Origin of the sequence: Tateyamaria armeniaca (assembly GCF_045797845.1) — a bacterium.
GTDB classification, from domain to species: domain Bacteria; phylum Pseudomonadota; class Alphaproteobacteria; order Rhodobacterales; family Rhodobacteraceae; genus Tateyamaria; species Tateyamaria armeniaca.
The window spans coordinates 3,720,863-3,742,280 of the sequence record NZ_JBHDIY010000002.1; the positions used below are offsets into that span (position 1 = coordinate 3,720,863).

Below are 21,418 nucleotides of genomic sequence, written 5' to 3' on the forward strand. Positions count from 1 at the left end.
GGGCCGGTGCCATCGTTCGGGCCGCTCCTTCTGCGAAGGCGCAAGATCCAATACGGCGGCAGCAATTTGTGCGATGTCATCTGATGTCTTCATCCGAGAGGTTCTTCGCCATCAACGCAATAAACTCTCGTGAGGCGGCTGGCTGAAAAGGCGTTGGAGACCATATGGCGTGAATTGGAAAGCCTTCGAAACGAGCTTTCGCCAGCACTTCTACGACGCTCCCCTCTTTCAGATCGTCGCGAAACGCCCAAAGTGGTCCGAGATGCGCGCCGCGACCGGCTAAAACCGCTTCGCGTACAGCCGCCATTGAATTCACCGCGTAGCGACAAGGCATACGCAGTTCCTGATGCATGCCTTCCCATTCGAAGCTGGAGCGCATCTCTGTCATGCCGGTCCTGTAGGACACAATGCTGATCTGGCTCAGATCCTCGGGCGAAAGGACCTTTGCTGCAAGGTGCGGTGCCGCGACAAGCACACGATGCGAGGTGCCGATCCGCTTCGCCCTCAACGTGCTGTCAGCGAGTTTGCCGATGCGAATTGCGACGTCTATTCCTTCAGCCAGCAGATCGGCAAATCCTGATCCCAGCCTAAGATCGACACTCAGCTCCGGGTGGGCTTCTGACATCTCCATTAGTACCGGGGCGACATAGCGCGCGCCAAAATCAGTGGGTGCTGCCACGCGCAAACGGCCTTTCGGTAGATCCTGACCGCCTGTGACTTCCGCAAGCAGTGCCGCGCGGGCGTCACTCAGACGTCGCACCCCTTCGGCATAGCGTTTTCCGGCTTCGGTTGGCGCAGACGCCCGGGTGGTACGGTTTAGCAGTTTTACTCCCAACTGCGCCTCAAGCGCTGCGATACGCCTGCTGACGCGACTGGGATCAAGACCAGCAAACTGCGCTGCGGATCGAAAGCTACCGCCGTCGACAACAGCGAGGAATAAGTCATCATCAGTCATTGCTGCGTTTTTCGCAATTCTGATTGGTACAATCGCCCCATACCGGATGAACAAGGCACGATCCATATGTTTCTCACGGAAAGGCACAGAGCCTTTTGACAGCAAGGAAACGAAAGGAACGGCAATGTTCAGACTGATTGCATCGCAGCGTCGCGCGCCTGCTCTGCCCGGCAAGCGGGATGACGTGCTGGAGGGCCTCGCAGCCAACGAACGGCTCAGCCATCTGGTTTTGCTCACGTTCTAAGCGCGTTTCGCAACAGTCCAGTCTTACCCAAAACCACGCGCCCGGACCGGGCCAAATCAAGGAGTGATCACAATGACGTCCAATTCGAAAAATACCGCACACGCTCAAAAAGTGTCGCGCCGCCAAATGTTGCGCACAGGCACAATTGGCGCAGCAGCTGTGGCCGCATCCACCGTGATGACCGCGCGCCACGCGGCGGCCCAATCCGGTACCACAACCAGGGAACTTGACGGCAAAACCGCGTTTGTGACCGGCGGCGCCCGCGGCATCGGCCTTGCCTCTGCGGAAGAATTTGCAAAGGCCGGTGCCAATATCGTCCTGTTCGACATCGCGACACCAAACATGCCGCATGTTAGCTATGCTTTGCCCAGCCGGGCCGATCTTGCCACAGCGCAGGCACGGATCGAGGCGCTCGGAGCCCAGTGCATGACGTACCGGGGTGACGTGCGCAATCTGGAGGATCAGCAAGCCGCCATGCGCCGGGCCGTGGACCGTTTTGGCAGCCTCGACATCGTGCTCGCCAACGCAGGTGTAGGCCATGCAGGCGCAATCGAGGATGTCACGGCAGGCGAAATTTCGACGCTCTATGAGGTGAATGTCGGTGGCTATATGAAAACGACACAGGCCGCCTTGCCGCATCTCCGCACTGCCGGTGGGGGCCGGATCATCTATATCTCTTCGGGTCTCTCACGCACAGGCAATGGCATTTTTGGCTCTTACGGAGCGACAAAATGGGCCGTGAACGGCTTTGCCAAAAGTGCAGCACTGGCCTACGGGCGCGAAAACATCATGTGCAACGTTGTGGCACCCGGACTGGTGCGCACACCTTTCGCCGACAATGAAGCGGTTCTGCGCGCAGTTCTGCCGAATGCTGAGAATCCGACCTTCGACGATGTGTCAGCGGCGATCGCATCCGGCAGCACGCTCGGCATCGGCCACCACGAGGTCGAGGATATCGCAAAAGCTGTCATGTGGTTTGCAAGCGATGCGACCAAGCGCATGACGGGTGAGGTGATGGACGTCAGCTATGGGGACGCCGCACGCAGCGTCGGCTAGGCCGAAAACACTGTGCATCGCCGGTACGGGCGGGGCACACAATTCCAAAAGGAGCATGGATTATGTGGAACGAAGCAATCAAAGTGGGAGGCGTCGCGGTCATCATGCATATTTCGACAACGATCAGCACGCTCTACAAATCTCGTTCGGCGTTGACCGCAATTTGCAATCAACGCCGATCCCAAGTTGAAACACGGCCTAGGTATGTAGATCGTCAAGACTTGCTTCTTTCTTGCGACGGGATTGCCCCTTCAGCTTGATGTGCCAGCGATTGCTCGACAATCTATCCATGACGGCGTCTGCGATGATGGGTTTGTCAAATATACAATCGCCTTTGATTTTGTCACGTTTTTGGCCGTGCCGCGATAGAGCAGACATTCATGCATGGTGCGGCACCATGCAATCTGGTCTCATCGCCGCCATTAGATCGGCTGCAGCATTTTAGCTTCAACGGCCCATCATCACCGGCATGGACGGCCCAAAGCCGCCGTCCAACAACTGACTCAGATGCTGCGGCCGCAGCCCGCATAGCCGACATTCGCTGCCAGCGCTCAATTCTTGCATCTGCCGAGGTCTGGATCGCGGGACAAAGCTGACGTGACGTGTACAGCAACCTGCACGACAAGCGCGCCGGTGGGCAACAGTCCAAAAGAAACGCCCGCTGACCTACGCATCCTTCCTCGAAGCGGCCAGTCCGCGAGGACTATGATGTCGCCGAGGTCACCGAACTTGGCCAACGTTCACGGGATGCGTACACCAACGCCCCACCCCTTTTCAGGCCGGAGGCGGCGGGAGGGGGTTGGTGTCCGTGTCTTTTGACTTTTTGTCCGACACTGTTGCCTCCAACCAGTCGGGCGGAACGGGTGCCGGAGTCTCGGGCCCGACTTCCGGGTCGGTCCCAAAGAGCATCTTCAACCCGGCGTCGGACACCGCCTTACGTGGTGGGGTCGGCAGAGGTGTCAACGGCATGGGCTGAACGTCCGGCGTGTCCAGGCGATCCAGCGCAGCAGTCACCACATAGGGCAGCCCGGTGATCGCGTCTTCGGCACACCAGGTCAGCGTACTGTCCGTCAGCACAGGCTCGGCAATATCCTCAAACTCCGGGACGCCATGGTCGATCAGCCGGTACACGCCCTGCCGGAAGGACTGCGCCGGATCCTCGCTGTCGATCCGCGCGCGATAGGCCTCTTCGAAAGCCGCGCGGTCCGTGATGACGCGATAGTCGCGCCCGCGGGCGAAATGGGTGATCACACGCGCCAGCTCCGCCGCCGCTTCCGGCGCAACAAGGTCCGGCATACGCGCAATCACCTCTGTCACAGAGCCCATGGTCTGCGCACCGATCACGGCCTGGGGCGTGGTTCCGTCTTTCTGAAATCCAAGTGCGATTTTGGCGGGTGATGTCATCTGAAGACTCCTTTTCCTAACTTAAGCCACATTGCGCCAGCCATCGGCAAGCCAACCATCGGCATCCCGCTGCTGCGCCAACTCACCTTCGGGATCATTGCGTATACACAGTTTGGGCGTGCCGCTGATCGGGTCGGGCACGATGACGAACATATGGTGGTCTTCCGGGCTGCCCCAGTTGGTGTCCGCCATCACGATCTCCGGCAACCCAAGATCGGCAACCATGCGCACGGTCAGCTCTTCCTTGCGGCGCTCTTTCTGAATGGCGATGGACTCTGCCTTGTAGGCATCGACGTCCGCCTGGGTCATTGGCTGGCCCTTCTTGGTTTTCTTCGCCTGCCGCTGGTCCGCCTTGATCTGGGCCGCAAGGTCTGTCGCAGGGTCCATCGCCTGTTCCAGATGCGCGGCAAATTCGGGCGGCGTCATCGCCCGTGTCGGCACCTCATCGCGCCACGCTTTCTCCAGCGCCGCCTTGACCCGGCCGCTCGTGCGCGAGACGGCGCGCTTCATCTCGTTGTCGAACATGTAGTTCACGCGTTCAAGTGGCATGGCCGTATCCCTGACGGTCACCGCCTTGTCGACCACCTCGCGCTGGATATTGGCGCGGGTCTCTTCGGGCGTCTCGCCCTTCAGCGCCTGCATCGACGGATGGTCCGGCACCGCGTTAAAGACGTGCTGATGCACCGCGACGGGTACCATTCCATCCCCGCCCAGATCAAGGAAACCGGCCAGCAGGTCCGTGGTCCGTTCGGCCGGATCCAACGTGTCCTTGTCCACCTTTCCAGCCAGCTTCTTGCTGGTGTGCTCTTCGCCGTCGAGGACCTGCGCGGCCTCATCACCATAGCCCCCGCCATGCGGCCTGTAGGCCGGTCCGCGGTCCGACTGGAACTGCTTGATGAAGCTGCCGGTCAAAATCGCTTTCAAAAGCTTGTCGACAGTCAGTCCCTTCTTGACGTCGTCCTTGCCGACCCTGGCCTTCACCGCCCTGTACACAAGTTTCAGGAAGTCCTTGTCCGACTCGATCGGCGCACCGCCCATTTTGTCGACCAACTTGAACGCGCCCTGGCTGGACGACCCGTCCCCTGCCAGTTTCGTGACCTCGTTTGGAAAGTACTTGTACTCCACCGCATCCATGATGGCGTTCTGTATGTCGGTCAAAATCGCGTCCGCGCGCTCCGGCTTGAGCGCGCCTTTCAGTTTGCTCAGGCCGCGCGCGGTCGCCTGGTCCAGCTCTTTCTGGTGCCTGTTGTCCTCCAACCGGCTGGTCGCCTGGGCCAAGGTGTATTCAAAACTGCGCAGCACGGCGTTCTCGTCTTCGGGCAGTTGCTGCACCGCACGCACAGGATCCACAGGATCTGCAGGATCGCCACCCGGCAGCTCGTAGACGCCCGTGTCCACAAGCGTCGCCATCGCCTGCATCGTCCCCATCGGGTCTTCCTTGCGCATCTTGACCACCGAGGCGGTCACGAAACAGGACCCGACCTTGTCCTGGTAAACCGGCGTCATCATCGCGGTCACCAGGGCCTTGCGGGTGTCGTTGTCCGTGACCACGAACGCATCATCCCGGCCGGTGGCCTTAAAAACCAGGGCCTGCCCCGCCTTGTCCTGTGGCACCTTGGCGTTCTCGACCAGTTGCACAGCCGCCGGCGTGGTGTCGAAGAACTCAAGCGTTTCGTGCATGTGGCGCACCTGCTCGACCGAGCCGGCGTAGACGCCACCAATATTGAACGCCACGTCCAGCATGGCGTCACGGCCCGCATCCAGGTCCATGGACCCATCTGGTCCGACCATACGGGCCCCGACGGCGTCAACACTTGACTTGCCTGACGCGATCTTGTCGATGCGAACGATCTTTTTCTTCGGGTTCTTCGGATCTTTGCGGACGTCAAAAACCGGCACGATGCCCGGAACATCATCCAGGTGACGACCCGACGCGATATAGGTGTCCAGTTTCTGCACATCCTCAAACGGGATGACCGAAGACACTTTCAGAAGGCCCTCGGCATAGTCGTCCACCGACAGGTCCTCTGGCAGCTGGTTACCGCCGTTGTCTTCGAACCGAGACTCCATCCGCTTGGCCACCGTCTGGGCGCAGAGCAAAACGTTTTCCGGGTTCTCGGACTTGGACGCGATGGCCAGCGCCTTGGCGGCAATGTCCGGTTTTGTCTTGAACAGCTCGACCAACCCAGCCGCTTGCGGGTCCTTCAGCTGATGGGCATGACCCGGCGACAACACCCCGAACTGCATCGCATCCAGCAGCGTCCGCTTGGTGTAGGCCGCGCTTTCCTTCTGCTTGGCCTCGTCATAGGCACTCTGTGCCTCGTCCTTTTTGATCAGGGCCTCCACCGCCTCGAGACGCGCGGGTTCAAACTCCTGTGCCTTTGCATCACGGTCCCGCCCGGCGGCTTTGACCTTGGCGTCCTCGGCTTCATAGGCCGCATAAAGCTTTTTGTACTCCGCGCTTGCACGCGCGTGATCTGCATGCGCGGGATCTGTCAGGGCCGCTTGGTTGTCGCGGTGGAATGCCCGGGCGGCCTCTTCGGCGGTCGCAGCCTCTTTCTTGGCGGCCTCCAGCGCAGTCGTCGCCTTATCAAGCGCATCGTAAAGCGGTAGGGCGACCGCCTCTTTCTCGTCATAGGCCTTGGCTTTTTTACCCAGCTCTTTCTTGCAGTTGGCCGTGGCCAGCGCGCGCGCTTCGAGGTTGTGATGATCCACCGCCGCGCCGTTCAGATCCTTGTCCAGGTCCTTGAGCACCGAAAGCGCCGCAAACATCGTGTCAGGATTGTCCTTGCCGACCTCCAGAAGCATGTTCACTTCCGCGTCCGTCACGCCCGCATTGGTGGGGATCATGACGCGCAGATTGTCGGTTGCGGCCTTGTCCGTGTCGGTTTCCAGGTCTGACAGCCGTTTCTCCAGATCCGTTAATCCGCCATGCGCCGTCGCAATCGCGTTGACCTCCTTGCTGTCCAACGCGGTGCGCAACGCAACGACATCGGCGCGGACGGCGGCGGCCCGCGCCTGCAGACCCGCGTCCGGTTTCACAAGGGCGGCCAGTTTCTTGTCAATCGCGTCCAGCGTCGGAACACCCGTGGTCCACAATTTTGCAACCACGGCCCGCTCGGCGCCGCGGGGCTGGCGCAGCCGGTTCACTTCCACAGTGACCTCATGCAACAGCTTTGCGGCGTTGCCGTAATCCTTGTCGGTTGCCGGGTCCGTCGCCATCAGGTTCTTGGCGTCTTCGATTTTCTTTTCCAGATCGACGGCCTCGGCTGTCAACACATGGTCAGACACCGTGAACCGGTTCAGATGATCGCGCAGAGTATCCTGGCCTTTGTCGTATTCGTTCACATGGTGATACGCCAATTGATAGGCCGGCAGCGCCTTGTCATAGGCGGCCCGCCCGTCCAGGGCCGCAGCCTCGGCCAGGATCTTCTCGATCTTGGCGACGACCTCGGGGGCTGTGACGTGCACCTGCATATCCTTCAGTCGATTCAGAAAGCCGGTGGTCACGTTGACGGTGTCGTAATACACCTGCGTCCAGTCAGGCAGCGCAACCTTGCGTTTGGTGAGGTACTCTTCGACAAACCGGAGACCCACGCTGCTCAACATTCCTGACATGGCCAATCCCCTTGCTGCGTTTCATTCAAGCTGAATGTTTGTTCGATGCGCAGGGCCCAAGGCATCGGGCCGCTTGCTGTTATGACAACGTCTGAGCCGGGGTGTTTATTCGGATCGCCCGGCAAAAAATGTCCAAAAATCCCTGGACCTTTTGCGCGCATATCCACAGGCGTCCTCGCCCCCTGCCCTTCATGGCTACGCCGCCAGAACCTTTCCGATCGCGCCCAGCGAACTCACCGCAGCCCGCGCCACGGTGACCTCGACAAACCCGTTGTTGGTGTCGACGTCCTTGAAAAACGGCTGCTGCAAAAGGCTTTGGTACTGCGCCACCTTCTGGGCCGCGGCCCGCTTGAGCTTTGCGCGCTCGGCACCATCGGGCGTGTTGGTGATGGCGTCCAGAATGGTCTGCAAGCTGTCGTCAAAATCCCTCAGCCGCCCGGTCAAGGTACTCGCGCGCTCTGCCACCTCCTGCAGGGCCTGTTCCTCTCCGCAGGCTGCCTTGATCGCTTTTTCCAGCTTTTTCATCTCGGCAAACATCGTGTTGCGCGTTTTGACCCAGATGACGCGCGACTTCTGGAATGGCACGACGTCCTTGGGCACCTCGGCCTGCTGGCCCGTGCCCTCGGCTGACGTCGCTTTCTCCATCAATGGCTTGATCTTTTCGGCGATCATAATGGCGGCCGCGAATTGGTCCGCATCGGCCTTTTCCGTCGCCATCCCCCATGCTGCGGATATCTTGGCACGGTCCGGCGGGTTCCTGGCCATCACCGCTTCATAAAGCTTAACCATCGGCCCCTGCATGGCCTGCCACTTGGCCTTGTTCGGATCCTCGGCGGTTTCTGCGGGGGTGCCGCCGCCTTCGATGACAGGTCTAATCTTGTTTGCCGTTGCGATCGCCGCCTTGTGGTTGCCTTTCTTGGCCGCGACCTGCGCGCTTGCCCACGCTTTGACAATCGCCGGTGCGCGTGCGTCCCCGGACCGGGTGAAAGTGTCCACCAGCCCCTGTTGGACTGGTTCAATCCTGACCCATTCGGCGACCGCAGGATCATCGGTTACAGGTTCAGCTGCCGCGGTCGGTCCACCTGCGTCCGGCTCTTCGTCGCCGTCGGCCTCCAACACGGATCCGGACGCGTCCATGATCACGATGTTCATCTTCATCCCGATGGTCAGCAAAAACGTGCGCATGGTCCTCGCCATCCCGGGCAAGGCATCCCCTTCCAGCGTCAGTATCGCTTTCTTGCCCTCGATACCGACCTTGCCGCCGACCGCCTTGCTCGTTTCGCCCGCTTTCTTGGCGCGCCGCAACAAAACGTCGGACGACTTCTGCTTGTCGAGGTACATCACGGTGTTTTCCGGCTTCTTGCCCAGGCAGACCCCAAAGGGGATGTCAGCTTTGCGCGCCTTGGCCAGATTGGCCTTCAAGCTGTCGATATCGGTTTGTTCCATGATCGGCATAATGCTCGGTCCTTCTGAGATGCGAGGTGACAACGCGCCATGTCAGGCCCTTGAATTCACCAATGTCAGAGGAGGAACACGCGGATCAGCGGAGTTATTCGCCAAGTCGGACCGAAGAACGTCAAAAATGACGAGACATGACCGCTACGCGGGGCAAATGCTTCACAGTACCCGTGCCCTGTCCGTTATATGGAGAGGATGTGATTTAACACGCCAAATGCCGTGCAAAAGCCATCTCCAAAGCGCCTACGAAACTACGCCGACGCATGCAGCGAGCATTGCGTACGTGATGGTAAAGTGAGACTAGGGTCAGGACCCGTTGATCTCCGCTTGGCGGCGTGATTCATCGCGCCCAAAAGCGGTGAACATGTCTGACCTTTTCTGGCTGAGCGACGAGCAGATGGCACGTCTGAAACCCTTTTTCCCAAAGTCCCACGGGAAGCCTCGCGTTGACGACAAACGGGTCTTGAGTGGGATTATCTTCATCAATCGCAACGGCTTACGATGGCGTGATGCACCAAGGGAATACGGTCCGCACAAGACGCTGTACAATCGCTGGAAGCGGTGGAGCGACAAGGGCATCTTCGCCGAGATGCTGATTAGTTTGGCCGCTGACTATGGTGAAGAGAAGACGATCATGATCGACGCAACATATCTCAATGCCCATCGCACAGCGTCCAGCCTTGCGGTGAAAAAGGGGGGCGTGGCCGTCTGATCGGTCGGACCAAGGGCGGCATGAACACGAAGTTGCATGCATTCTGCGACAGCCAAGAGCGTCCTCTGAACCTCTTTGTGACTGCCGGTCCGGTCAGTGATTGCATCGGTGCACGGGCGCTCGTTGGCAGCCTGCCAAAGGTGGATTGGCTGCTCGGGGATCGTGGCTATGATGCCGACTGGTTCCGAGATGCGTTGAAAGACAAAGGGATACGCGCCTGCATCCCACGTCGAAAACAGCGATAGACAGCGGTCCGATTCGACAAGCGCCGCTACAAAGGACGCAATCGGATCGAGATCATGTTCGGAAGACTGAAGGACTGGCGGCGCGTAACAACCAGATACGACAGGTGCCCAAAGGTCTTCCTGTCGGCAATCGTCTTGGCAGCAATCGTCGTTTACTGGCTATGAGTCCTGAGCCTAGAAACCAGTTATGCTGTCCGCTTCGGGCTCTTTCCGGACCTCAGAGGCAGCGCAGCAATCCGTGATATGGTGCCGCGTCAACGTCAGGTTGTCGTTTTGGGAGGGCATGGCGGATCGGAGGATCAGTCATGGAAACACCAAACCTACCAGCCATTCGCGCACTTCGCCCCGCATGGAACAAGGGCCGCATCGTGGGGCAGAAACGACCGCTGAAACCAAAGCATGTCTGGGCGATCCGTGTTCGACTTGAATTAGCCGAAAACCACCGCGACCTTGCGCTGTTCAATATGGCGATCGACAGCAAGCTGCGCGGCTGTGACCTGGTTAAGATGAAAGTCGTCGATGTAATGGCATCAGGTCAGATTAAGGAGCGCGCCTCCGTCCTACAAAGCAAGACACAGAATCCTGTTCGATTTGAGATTTCCGAAGGCACACGCGCCTCAGTCGAGAAGTGGATGGAAGACGAGTTGATGGTCGGCTCCGAGTACCTTTGGCCTGGCCGGTTTCATGAGCGCCTGCATATTTCTACTCGCCAGTATGCACGGATTGTTCGCGACTGGGTTACGTCAATCGGTCTTGAGGCGAGTGCTTATGGCACCCATTCGATGCGGAGGACAAAAGTCACACAGATCTACAAGAAGACCGGGAACTTGCGGGCGGTTCAGCTCCTACTTGGGCACACCAAGATGGATAGCACCGTTAGGTATCTCGGCGTTGAACTGGAAGATGCCCTTGCGATTGCAGAGGCCATTGAAATCTAACAATTTGGGCCGTCTTCGCGGACGGCCCAAAGGAGACATCCGGCCGTCACCTGAGATGCTGCGGTGCGGCTCGTCGAACCTGTCGTTCGCTGCAGGCGCGAAGCTGAGAGGTGGCTTAACTGGAAGTGTGCGGACGAAGCTGTCGTTCACAGGCACGTTGTTTGTCAGCAGTCAAGCGTCGCGTCCCGCTCCCATTGAGTAAGATGCTGGCAAAATTGCGTCCACTCCCGCATGCGCAGTTTTAGATAGGCTAGCGAAAATTCCGAGCCCAAGGCTGCAGTCAGGTATTTGTCTTTCTCAAAAACACGCAATGCATCGAGCATGTTCAGTGGCAAATTCTTCGCGCTGCGAACTTTATGCCCTTCAGAGTACATGTCGATGTCGAGCCGTTTGCCAGGGTCGAGCGGCCTTTCGAGACCATCCAGGCCCGCAGCTAACAGCACCGCTTGAAGCAGATAAGGGTTTGCCGCACCATCAGCGAGACGCAGTTCCAAGCGTCCACCACCGGGGATGCGCACCATGTGGGTTCGGTTGTTACCCCCGTAAGTCACAGATTGAGGAGACCAAGTCGCACCCGAAAGGGTTGCTGGTGCATTGATACGCTTGTAGCTGTTCACTGTAGGGTTGGTGATCGCGCAAATAGCTTGCCCATGTGCCATTAAACCGCCCAAAAAGTGGTAGGCCACTGCTGACAGGCCCATCTCGTCTTCGCCATCAAACACACAAGTTTGCCCATCGGCGGTCCAAAGCGAATGGTGCACGTGGCAGCCGTTGCCAGTCAGGTGAGAGAAGGGTTTGGGCATGAAAGTCGCACGGAATCCATGTTTCTCCGCGATTTCTTTGACCATAAACTTAAAAAATGCGTGCCGGTCGGCGGTTTCGAGGCACGGACCGAAGTCCCAATTGATCTCGAACTGGCCGTTCGCGTCTTCGTGGTCGTTTTGATAGGGTTTCCAACCCAACTGGATCATCGCCGAGCAAATCTCTGCAATAACATCGTACCGACGCATGAGTGCTGACTGATCATAACAAGGCTTTTCTTGGGAGTCGCGATTGTCAGAAATGTCAGTCCCATCTGCATCGATCAGATGGAATTCTGGTTCCACGCCGGACTTCAGCATGAACCCCTGATCCATGGCTTTCTTAACAAGAGACTTCAGGACGTTTCGCGGCGCTTGAGCGACGGGCTGACCGTCCATCCATGGATCACCTGCAACCCATGCAAGTTCCGGCTTCCACGGCAATTGAATAGCGGTTTCGGCGTCAGGCATCACCAGCATGTCCGGATCGGCGGGCGACATGTCGAGCCAGGCCGCAAAGCCTGCAAACCCCGCGCCACCCTCCTGCGCACCGGCGATCGCTTCAGACGGGACAAGTTTCGCGCGTTGTACGCCAAACAAGTCAGTAAAGTTGCACAGGAAGAACTTGACGCCTCTATCGGCGGCCCATTGGGCGAGATCGGTCATAAGAAGTCTCCCTTTTGTCCAGGTATCCATTCAGTGCCTGCAAGAGGTACGCCCGCCATTGCGGCGGCTTCGATCGTAAGCGCGCAGAGGTCTTCTGGCTCGAGGTTCTGGACGTGGCTCTTGCCATTGGCCCTTGCGATCGTCTGGGCTTCTAGGGTCATGACTTTCAAGTAGTTGGATAGTCTGCGCCCTGCGGCAATGGGGTCAAGTCTAGCCGCCAAATGCGGATCCTGAGTTGTGATGCCTGCGGGATCGTTTCCTTCGTGCCAATCATCAAACGCACCAGCCGTGGTGCCAAGCTTGCGATATTCGTCCTCAAGTGCGGGGTCGTTGTCACCCATAGCGATCAAAGCAGCGCTGCCGATGGACACCGCATCAGCCCCCAGCGCAAGCGCCTTGGCCACATCCGCTCCGGTTCGCACACCACCCGAAATCACAAGCTGTACCTTGCGGTGCATGTCGAGATCCTGAAGCGCCTGCACTGCGGGTCGGATACACGCAAGCGTAGGCTGGCCCACATGTTCAATGAAAACGTCCTGCGTCGCCGCGGTTCCGCCTTGCATTCCGTCAAGTACCACAACATCGGCGCCGGCTTTCACCGCGAGGGTGGTGTCAAAATAAGGGCGCGCTCCTCCGATTTTGATAAAGATCGGGACTTTCCAACCAGTGATTTCACGAAGTTCGAGTATCTTGATCTCAAGATCATCTGGGCCAGTCCAATCTGGGTGGCGACAGGCAGACCGCTGGTCAATGCCTTGGGGCAGATTGCGCATTTCGGCAACCCGGTCGTTGATCTTTTGACCAAGGAGCATCCCGCCACCGCCTGGCTTCGCTCCTTGCCCGACTACAATTTCGATTGCATCGGCTTTGCGCAGATCATCAGGATTCATCCCGTAACGTGAAGGTAGATATTGGTAGATCAACTTGTTCGAGTGACCACGCTCCTCAGGCGTCATGCCGCCATCGCCTGTGGTCGTCGAAGTACCCGCGGCCGAAGCGCCACGCCCCAACGCTTCTTTCGCCTGGCCGGACAGCGCACCAAAACTCATCCCGGCAATCGTGATGGGAATGTCGAGTTCAAGAGGTTTTTCGGCAAAACGCGTGCCCAGAGTAACCTGCGTGCCACAAGCCTCGCGATATCCTTCTAAGGGATAGCGAGACATGGACGCGCCCAAAAAGAGCAAATCATCAAAATGCGGGACACGCCGCTTCGATCCACCACCGCGAATATCGTAAATTCCGGTGGCGGCTGCACGCCGGATATACGACGTAGTATAGTCGTCGAAGGTCCAAGGCTTTACGGGGAACGTCTTGGGCGTTTGATCCATCAATAGGCTCCCGCGTTGTCGATATCGAAATTGTAGAGCTGCCTGGCGGAGCCGTAGCGGCGAAACGTGGAAGGGTCGGCATCGCATTCGGCGGCGCTTAACAGTTCCGAAAGCTTCGCTATATGCTCGGGACGCATCTCCTTTTCGATGCAGTCTGCACCCAGCGAGGCGACCGAACCGCGCACAAAAAGCTGCGCTTCGTAGATGCTGTCGCCCAAGGCATCGCCTGCGCCACCACAAACAATCAAAGTTCCGGATTGTGCCATGAACGCACTCATGTGGCCGATGTTACCGTGCACAACGATGTCGATCCCTTTCATGGAAATCCCGCACCGGCTGGAGGCATTTCCCTTGATCACCAGCAGGCCGCCATGGCCCGTCGCGCCAGCGTATTGGCTGGCGTCACCCTCGACCACCACTTTGCCAGACATCATGTTTTCACATACGCCCGGACCCACCGAGCCCGTTACGCGGATTGTAGCGTGCTTGTTCATGCCTCCACAGTAATACCCCGTGGCACCCTTCACTGTGACGTCGATTTCAGAGTCGAGGCCGCAGGCAATGGCATGCGCTCCTTTGGGATTAAGGATCTCCCATTTGGTTTGGTTCGTTTGAGGGTCTTGCGCTTGCAACATGGCATTCACGTCGCGGAGGGATTGGGTCTCAAGGTCCAATTGCTGCATCAATGGCTCCAGAAATAAACGGTGGCCGGCTCAGGTTCCCACACGTTCGCATGTGCAATTCCGGGCAGGTTCACCAAAGCGCGATATTCCGACCCGAAGGCGACATATTGATCGGTCTCAGCCAGCACAGCGGGTTTGCAGGCAATTGGGTCTCGCAGAACGCCAAACCCGTTCTTGGTGCCCACGACGAAAGTGTAGAACCCATCAAGGTCGCTCAGTCCGGCCTCAAGCGCGTCGCCCAAGTCGTCACCCTGTTCCATTCGGTAGGTGAGGTACGCTGCGGCAACCTCAGTGTCATTCTCAGTTTGGACCTGAGTGCCCCGACGCGCCAGCTGACGGCGCAAACGATTGTGATTGGACAGCGATCCATTGTGCACGAGGCATTGATCAGCACCCGTCGAAAACGGATGCGCCCCGAGGGTTGTTACCGCGCTTTCAGTGGCCATGCGCGTGTGACCAATTCCGTGGCTGCCCGACAGCTCAGGAATGTTAAAACGGTCAGCAACCGATTGCGGCAGGCCAACCTCCTTGTAGATTTCGATCGCTTTTCCACGTGACATCACGCGCAACCCGGGATGCGCAACTTCAATTTGTGCCAGAACTTCTGTGATTGCGTCAGAAGCAACGGTCAGGATGGCGTGGGTGTCAATCACCTCGATTTTGACGCCAAGGTCCTGATGGAGGTCAGCGAAATCGACGGTTGGGTTTGCCGATTGCACGGTTATTTTGAAACACCCTGAGGCCGTTTCTCTGTAGACCGCGATACCAGCACTATCCGGCCCTCGATCGGACATGGTGACCAGCATATCCGTCAGCAGTATACCCAACTGAGGCTGCATTTGCTTGTCTTTCAGAAATAAGCCAACGATTCCGCACATATCCGCACCGCTTGATTTATCCGAAGCCTAGCTTCGGCGCCGATACTGTCGAGCGAAAACCTACCAAAGGGAATATTTTTTCCTTTGGGGAAATTTCTAGCTACTATCATTCCTGCGAGTAACAGATGATCGACAGGTACCGCGCCGGTAGCTTGGTAAGCGTTTCCGGTCCGTGCGGTGCATCCGCGTCGAAGAACAAACTGTCACCCGGAGCGAGTTGGAAAAGCTCTGAGCCATGCCGGTAAGTCACGAAACCTTCAATCATAAAAATAAATTCCATTCCGACATGCTGAAATGCTTTGAAGGTATCGGATTCCTCGCTGAGCGTGATGAGATAAGGTTCAACCACGACAGAACTCGATTGGGCGCTGAGATGGCCCAGCATGGTATAATGGTGACCTGCACGCGTTCCTGCGCGCTCTGCTTCCGCTCCTTCGCCAGCTTTGACCTGCATGACCGGGCGATGCTCTTCATAACCTTGGAAGAACGCCGTGAGCGGAACAGACAGGCTGCGCGACAAAAGCTGAAGCATAGACAATGATGGAGACACCTGGCCGTTCTCTATTTTGGAAACCATCCCTTCGCTCACGTCTACTTCAAGCGCAAACTGAGCGATCGTCCATCCGCGTTGCTTGCGCAAAAGCCGAACTTGACGACCAATGGCCACCTCCAGCTCCTTTTCGCGGAACTGCACCGTGTTGTGCGGGTCTTGCGACAATACTGTTTTCATGTCCCCTCTCTAAAGCCACGATTTCAATTTGTGAGCTTGACCAGAACTCGGGCAATGGAAGCAGCGGGCATCTAACGCCTTGGAGAAAGTTTGGATTGTCCGTTGCTTGTTCTGCAGCTCAGTTCCCGTATGTCGTTTTTGAGAACTTTGTAGCTTGGAACAGGGCGGCTGATCGCGGCTTTTGTCATTTCCAATGCCGTACAGGCAGGGCTCTTTGCGGTTGTTTGCTACGTTTTGCTCCGACGTCTGCCTTGGGTTCTTTTGCGGTCGTTAGATCGAAAGCAGCATTTTCAGTTGTCATATATTGCAGCGCCAGCAAGGATGGCCCTAAGCTGCCGTTGATTGTACTGTTCTATGCTGCAGTCGCAGTCCGGATTCCGGACATTCGCTGCAGTTTCGGAAACTGGTGATCATCGAACGCCCTTGTCGCAGGCTGCGGAGACACTCCCCGCAACCCGTAGTCTAGTGGTAGTTACTCATTCGACATCTTTGTCAGCCCGTTGGCTGGCGTAGGCGTTGAGCATCATTTCCGTGTACTCGACGGTGCTCTTGGTGTGCTCACCCAACCCTGGCCAAGCAATCGGCAACTCCCGCAGACAAAGCTCTAAATCAACATTGACCCCGAGTTGTGCCGCAACCGCGAGTGCTGAAACAGGTTCCTTGTGCTCCGGCCAAAGGTCCTCATCAAAGGTGATGCATACATCGTTGTCATCATGAACAAAGATATCGGCGAACAATGCACCCAAACGCTCGCTCACATTCGAGGCATCGTCAACAAGAGCACTTCGTATCAACAACGTCACCTTTTCTGCATCGAGCTCCAGTTTCAGCCGTGTATCCAAGACATCCACGACTAGCTCGGGCCTCCCATTTAACTCGTTGTCAGCAATGGGTTCCAGCTGAACATCTTGTTCCCCAAGCCACCAAGGACTTTCGAAGACATCAAGCGGTGAGGCGTCGCAGCGTGGGCAATGCCAAAAACTCTTGGCGATTTGTGCGCCAGTTATCGACGCATCGCAGTGCAAGCAGAACCACTCATTTGACTCAGCGCCGTGTATGGGATGACGGACGAGATCGTCGTTGTCAGGTTTGGTTGAACGTCTTGGCCAATCTGATGCTATGCCTGCACGAACCTGTTCCGCACGATTGATTGCGATGGCGAGCGCTTCTTGCTGAAACGCAGCTTCATAGACTGGGGCCTCGTGCTTAATCTGTTTTGCGATCTCTAGGCGAGGTTCCCTGTTTGGAGCTTCAGGCACGTGAAGGTGCCAACCTGTTCCATGCATATGAACGTCGCCCATTGAAGCTGAGATAGAGTATTCGTGCCCGTCAATGGTGCCGTGTTTGACGTCTGTCTCGAGGGTTGAGTCTCCGATAAATGACCCAGATCGAGGTCCTCCAGCTTCATCGCCGGGCAACGCTTCGACGAGCAAGCTTTCAACAGCAGAGACATGCTCCTTTGTCGGAGTCCAACCGGCTCTGTGTGCTTTGGTAACGTCGTTCCAGTGTGAAAAGCCTAGTACTTCGGCAACCGTATCTCGTGCTTTGTGGAGAGGTACCTGTTGAGCCCGTGCGTAGCGCTTGGACAGCTCTTTCAGTTCCTTAAGGTAGTATGTCGGTTTCATGATCCATATCCGAACTGGATCCGAAAAGGTGCCCGCTGCTCATCGGACCCTGCCAACGGCATGGTATCCAAAAAAATGAATTCGCGTTGCTTTGCTTCGCATGGCGGGCACACCGGCCTACGCAAGGCCGCGGATAACATCGCCCACTCGACCGAAAAGGTCAAGCGGCCCGTAGCCGATACTTGGCGCGGGGTCGCGATGCTGCGAGTGGAGCCCGGAAAGTCGACGTTGCTGCCCTTGCAATCATGCTTTCTCGATCTGGCTTACCTCTTTCAACGCTTTGGTTGCCTGTTGGAGTTGAACCTTGGGACCTCCACCGGGAAACCTCGTCCTCTGCAGCTGTTGACCTGCTCCCCTGAGAGTCCTCGTTTATGAGTTAGCTCTGTTCAGGTTTGGTCCTTCTTTGACCGGTTTACATACTCCTTCCGAGTCATGCCAGCGAGGCTGGAATGTGGGCGGTGTTGGTTGAAGTCGATGCGCCATGCCGCCACCAGATTGCGTGCATGGCGCAGAGTGTAGAAGTGGTGCTCGTTTAGTCCGTCTATTGAGTTTGGTGAGGATAGTGACTGCAGGCTGGTTAAGCACATGCTCGCTTCGGTCTCTCAGCATCAGCGTGAGAAAAACGCCGAACAAACATCCAACCGGATGAAGGGCCGGATGATGAATGGGTATTTTGTCTTCGCAGCCCCCGTTGGCTACCGCTACAAAAAGACCAAATCGCATGGCAAACTCCTCACGCGCGATGAACCGGTCGCTTCCATCATCCAAGAAGCGCTGGTAGGATACGCATCAGGCCGCTTTGGCACACAGGCGGAAGTGACGCGCTTTCTCGAAACCCAGCCCGACTTTCCTAAAGACTTACCCGGCGGCCATATTCGTCAGCAAAAAATCACCAACATGTTGGGTCGCGTCATCTATGCTGGATACATCGAACATGAACCCTGGGGCATTGTCCGCCGCAAGGGCCATCATGAACCCACCATTTCCCTGGAGACCTTCCTCAAAATCCAAGAGCGTAAAGCGGCAAAGACAGTTGCCCCCATGCGCAAGGATTTGAATGAAGACTTTCCTCTGCGCGGTGCTGTTGTCTGCGCATGTTGCAGCCAGCCCGTGACGGCTTGTTGGTCCAAGAGTTCCACGGGCAAGCGCTATCCCTATCACTGGTGCCAGAGCCGTAACTGCACCGAGTACCGCAAGAACATCCCTGCTCAGGCGATTGAGGCAGGCTTTGAAGACATCCTCAAAGCCATGAGCCCAACGCCCAATCTCCTAGACATTGTCAAAACCATGCTGAAATCAGCCTGGATCCAAAGAGAGGATCAAGCCGCTGCCATAAAACAAGCCTACAAGCGCGACATTGCCTAGTTGGACAAACAGCAAGATGGTCTTCTGGAACGGTTGGTTGAAACGACGAATCCAAAAGCCATCGCAGCCTTCGAGGCCAAGATCGCCAAGCTGGAAGATGAGAAGCTAATTCTCACCGAAAAGATGAGGCAAAACACCAAACCGCGTGTGACCATGGGCGAGATTTTCGAACTATTGAGTGAATTTCTCTCAAGCCCTTTGGAATATATACGAAAATGGCAGTCTGGGAGTGAAGAAAACAGTGCTCAAAACCGTATTTAGAGCACCCTTGGCATTCGACCGCAAAGCCGGATTTCGAACGCCGCAAACCTCTGTAATCTTTAGGTTTTTGGATGAAATTTCGGAGAAATGTCAAATGGTGCGGCCGGCGAGACTCGAACTCGCACGAGTGTTACCTCACAGCGACCTCAACGCTGCGCGTCTACCAATTCCGCCACGGCCGCATGCCTTGACTTGGTGAAAGGGTCTTTAGCGGTGAACGCCCCCCTTGCCAAGACCACATTGCAAAGAAAAACCGGGGCGCTTGCGGGCCCCGATTTCATGTCTGTTTCCAAAACCGAGCGATCAGTCGCTGGCAACGCCGAACGTGGGCAGTGACGCAGGCTGCACAAGCGGCTGAACCGGTGTCACACTCGAATTCGAGGTACCAAGGCTGAGCGACGCTTTGCGCAGCAGTTCCACACGCTCAGGCTGTCCCGGCGCAAAGACCGCAGGTGCGCCGCTGTCAACGGCCTTGAGACCTTCGGCATACCACACACGGGCGGCATCGACGCGCTTGGAGGTGCCAAAGCCCTGCGCCAGATGGTGCCCCATCAATTCGCCATAGACGTGGTCACCCATCGCGAACAGCATGAGGGCCGAGCCCAGCGCCACATCCATGTCGTCGGTGCGATAACCAACACCCATGCAGATCTGCGCGGTGCCTTTCAGCTGAGCAGGCGACATGCCCGTGGTCAGGATGAACCCGGCCACATCACGCACAACTTCCTGCTGCGTCTTGAGCGCCAGAGCGGACACATGCGGCTGCATCGCCGGGCCGAATTGTTTGCACTGTGCGGCGATCTGATCGGGGGTGAACCCCTGCACCTTGGAAATCATGTCCTCGCTGGTGGCGATGGCATAGGTGCGCGCAAGGCAGAACTGTTCGTTCAGCGCAACATACGGGTCGGTCATGGCCGCGGCCGTGGTAAAGCCGCCATTGGTGTTGGTCAGCAGCGACACCGTGTTGCAATGCGAGGCCAGCGACGGTGAGGCGCCATTGCCAAGGAAGCTGGGCAAACCGGCGGCTGGTGCCTCTGGCGCGGGGGCCGCAGGTGCAGCCGCAACAACCGTCGTTGTGGTTGTCGTGGTTGCAGGCGCAGTGGGCTGTGGGGCGACAACGATGGTCGTGCCCTGCACAGGGGCCGCCGTTTGCCCTGCCAATTCGGCGCGGTATGTTTTCAGCAGCCCACGCGTGCCGTCAGGGTTCGTGGCTACCTGCTGCGTGACTGCATAGCCACCGGCCTGCGCGCGGTTGTAAGAGCTGATCAGAAGGTTCTGTTCAAAGGGCGACAGTTGCCCTGTCGACGGATAGCCCAGATAGGCCTGATAGGATGAAATCGCATTGCGCGAGCGCTGACCCAACTGGCCGTCGACTGTACCGGCGTTGAACCCGAAATAGTTCAGGGATGCCTGGATTTCGCGCCCTTCCTGCGTGGATGGCAGGCGCGGACGGCTGTATGTGCGTGTCGCTGTCCTTTTGCGCTGGTGGTTCTTGGTTGCGGCGTGCCCGACGATGCCGCCGATAATGGCCCCTGCAACGAAATCGCCTGCATCTGCTGCGGCGCGCCCTGCCGGGACAATGGCGATGGACAGTGCCAGAACCGACGCTGTAATTGACTTGGTGAACATGAATGACCCTCCGAAGAATACGCGGACAGGTTAGCACTCTGACCTGATTCCGAAAGTCATTATTTCCCTACCCGGCGCCAAAACCCGTTGAAACGCTTGAAATCTGCGTTTTTGTGCATGATGTAAAACCCGGAACCGCGATCAGGATCACCCCATGCCAACGCCAGACACTGCCCCGGTCATCCAGATCGACATCGTATCAGACGTGATGTGCCCGTGGTGCATTGTCGGGTTTCGCCAGTTGGAACAGGCGCTTGGGGTGACGGGCATGGGGGCACGGGTGCGCTGGCAACCGTTCGAGTTGAACCCTAATATGGGGCGCGAGGGTCAGAACCTCGCCGAACACATCGCGCAGAAATACGGCGCAAGCCCCGAACAGTCGGCACAAAACCGCACGCATCTGCAACAGATCGGTCAATCGCTTGGCATTGATTTCGTGTTTTCACCCGACAGTCGGATCGTGAACAGTTTTGCCGCCCACCAATTGCTCGAATTCGCGCTGAGCGTCGGGCTGCAAAATCCGCTGAAACTTGCGTTGTTTCAGGCGCATTTTACTGAGCAGCGAGATGTGTCGGACATTGACGTGTTGCTGGATGTCGCTCAATCGGTCGGGATCGTGCGCACCGATGCGGCTCAGGTTCTGGAATCCGGTGCACTTGTCGCATCTGTCCGGGAAAAGCAGGCGTTCTGGACGTCGCGCGGCATTTCCGGCGTGCCATCTCTGATTTTTGCGGAAAAATATCTGGTGACCGGGGCGCAAGGCACCGACACCTATGCCGACATTCTGCGCCAGGTCGCCCAAGAGGACGAGGCCGCCTGAGAC

At 57.5% G+C, this 21,418-nt stretch carries 16 protein-coding genes, 1 tRNA gene and 2 pseudogenes; 6 read left to right on the forward strand and 13 right to left on the reverse strand.

What is annotated here, in order from left to right; all coding sequences use genetic code 11:
- Positions 1–76 precede the first annotated feature (76 nt).
- Positions 77–1,021: a LysR family transcriptional regulator gene (locus tag ACERZ8_RS18895; RefSeq protein WP_407593712.1), complete on the reverse strand. Its 945-nt coding sequence runs from the start codon at positions 1,019–1,021 to the stop codon at positions 77–79.
- A 250-nt stretch (positions 1,022–1,271) separates the two neighbouring features.
- Here ACERZ8_RS18895 and ACERZ8_RS18900 point away from each other — a divergent pair, with 250 nt between their 5' ends.
- Entirely contained in the window at positions 1,272–2,255 is a 984-nt protein-coding gene (locus ACERZ8_RS18900; RefSeq protein ID WP_407593713.1) for an SDR family NAD(P)-dependent oxidoreductase, read from the forward strand.
- A 774-nt stretch (positions 2,256–3,029) separates the two neighbouring features.
- Here the strand turns inward: ACERZ8_RS18900 and ACERZ8_RS18905 are convergent.
- The 3 genes from ACERZ8_RS18905 to ACERZ8_RS18915 all read right to left on the reverse strand — a co-directional run bounded on the left by ACERZ8_RS18905 (position 3,030) and on the right by ACERZ8_RS18915 (position 8,732).
- On the reverse strand, positions 3,030–3,659 hold the full coding sequence (locus ACERZ8_RS18905; RefSeq protein WP_407593714.1) for a hypothetical protein: 630 nt from the start codon (positions 3,657–3,659) through the stop codon (positions 3,030–3,032).
- A 21-nt stretch (positions 3,660–3,680) separates the two neighbouring features.
- Positions 3,681–7,277: a hypothetical protein gene (locus ACERZ8_RS18910; protein WP_407593715.1), complete on the reverse strand. Its 3,597-nt coding sequence runs from the start codon at positions 7,275–7,277 to the stop codon at positions 3,681–3,683.
- 195 nt (positions 7,278–7,472) lie between these two features.
- Positions 7,473–8,732 carry a hypothetical protein gene (locus ACERZ8_RS18915; protein ID WP_407593716.1) on the reverse strand — a complete coding sequence of 420 codons (1,260 nt, stop codon included), beginning with the start codon at positions 8,730–8,732 and terminating at the stop codon, positions 7,473–7,475.
- Between the two features lie 367 nt (positions 8,733–9,099).
- Between ACERZ8_RS18915 and ACERZ8_RS18920 the strand changes: the two are divergent.
- Both ACERZ8_RS18920 and ACERZ8_RS18925 read left to right on the forward strand, forming a co-directional pair.
- Positions 9,100–9,857, forward strand: a pseudogene (locus ACERZ8_RS18920) (IS5 family transposase).
- 140 nt (positions 9,858–9,997) lie between these two features.
- Entirely contained in the window at positions 9,998–10,630 is a 633-nt protein-coding gene (locus tag ACERZ8_RS18925; protein ID WP_407593717.1) for a tyrosine-type recombinase/integrase, read from the forward strand.
- 164 nt (positions 10,631–10,794) lie between these two features.
- Here ACERZ8_RS18925 and glnT read toward each other — a convergent pair whose 3' ends face one another.
- From glnT to ACERZ8_RS18960, 7 genes and pseudogenes are all read right to left on the reverse strand, one after another.
- On the reverse strand, positions 10,795–12,096 hold the full coding sequence (glnT, locus tag ACERZ8_RS18930; RefSeq protein WP_407593718.1) for a type III glutamate--ammonia ligase: 1,302 nt from the start codon (positions 12,094–12,096) through the stop codon (positions 10,795–10,797).
- A complete protein-coding gene (locus ACERZ8_RS18935) occupies positions 12,093–13,424 on the reverse strand; it encodes an FMN-binding glutamate synthase family protein (protein ID WP_407593719.1) in 1,332 nt (443 codons plus the stop codon). Before ACERZ8_RS18935 ends, glnT begins: the two co-directional genes overlap by 4 nt.
- Positions 13,424–14,107: a GltB/FmdC/FwdC-like GXGXG domain-containing protein gene (locus tag ACERZ8_RS18940; protein ID WP_407593720.1), complete on the reverse strand. Its 684-nt coding sequence runs from the start codon at positions 14,105–14,107 to the stop codon at positions 13,424–13,426. Before ACERZ8_RS18940 ends, ACERZ8_RS18935 begins: the two co-directional genes overlap by 1 nt.
- Positions 14,107–14,985: a class II glutamine amidotransferase gene (locus ACERZ8_RS18945; RefSeq protein ID WP_407593721.1), complete on the reverse strand. Its 879-nt coding sequence runs from the start codon at positions 14,983–14,985 to the stop codon at positions 14,107–14,109. Before ACERZ8_RS18945 ends, ACERZ8_RS18940 begins: the two co-directional genes overlap by 1 nt.
- A gap of 106 nt (positions 14,986–15,091) precedes the next feature.
- Complete coding sequence (locus tag ACERZ8_RS18950) at positions 15,092–15,715, reverse strand: helix-turn-helix domain-containing protein (protein ID WP_407593722.1); 624 nt, start codon at positions 15,713–15,715, stop codon at positions 15,092–15,094.
- Between the two features lie 476 nt (positions 15,716–16,191).
- Positions 16,192–17,340, reverse strand: coding sequence for a P-loop NTPase family protein (locus ACERZ8_RS18955; protein WP_407593723.1), 1,149 nt, complete (start codon positions 17,338–17,340; stop codon positions 16,192–16,194).
- A gap of 386 nt (positions 17,341–17,726) precedes the next feature.
- Positions 17,727–17,876: pseudogene (locus ACERZ8_RS18960) on the reverse strand (integrase core domain-containing protein); the annotation flags it as partial.
- 49 nt (positions 17,877–17,925) lie between these two features.
- On the opposite strand from ACERZ8_RS18960, the gene ACERZ8_RS18965 reads away from it, so the two are divergent.
- The gene (locus tag ACERZ8_RS18965; RefSeq protein WP_407593724.1) at positions 17,926–18,705 is read left to right on the forward strand and encodes a recombinase family protein; all 780 of its coding nucleotides are present in this window, start codon (positions 17,926–17,928) and stop codon (positions 18,703–18,705) included.
- A complete protein-coding gene (locus tag ACERZ8_RS18970) occupies positions 18,706–18,966 on the forward strand; it encodes a hypothetical protein (protein WP_407593725.1) in 261 nt (86 codons plus the stop codon). It abuts the gene before it with no gap.
- A gap of 95 nt (positions 18,967–19,061) precedes the next feature.
- Here ACERZ8_RS18970 and ACERZ8_RS18975 read toward each other — a convergent pair.
- Together ACERZ8_RS18975 and ACERZ8_RS18980 are read right to left on the reverse strand one after the other, a co-directional pair.
- Positions 19,062–19,148: transfer RNA gene (locus ACERZ8_RS18975), tRNA-Leu, on the reverse strand.
- Positions 19,149–19,269: 121 nt separating this feature from the next.
- Complete coding sequence (locus tag ACERZ8_RS18980) at positions 19,270–20,595, reverse strand: peptidoglycan-binding domain-containing protein (protein ID WP_407593726.1); 1,326 nt, start codon at positions 20,593–20,595, stop codon at positions 19,270–19,272.
- Positions 20,596–20,749: 154 nt separating this feature from the next.
- Between ACERZ8_RS18980 and ACERZ8_RS18985 the strand changes: the two genes are divergently transcribed.
- Positions 20,750–21,415, forward strand: coding sequence for a DsbA family oxidoreductase (locus tag ACERZ8_RS18985; protein WP_407593727.1), 666 nt, complete (start codon positions 20,750–20,752; stop codon positions 21,413–21,415).
- The last annotated feature ends 3 nt before the right edge of the window (positions 21,416–21,418 follow it).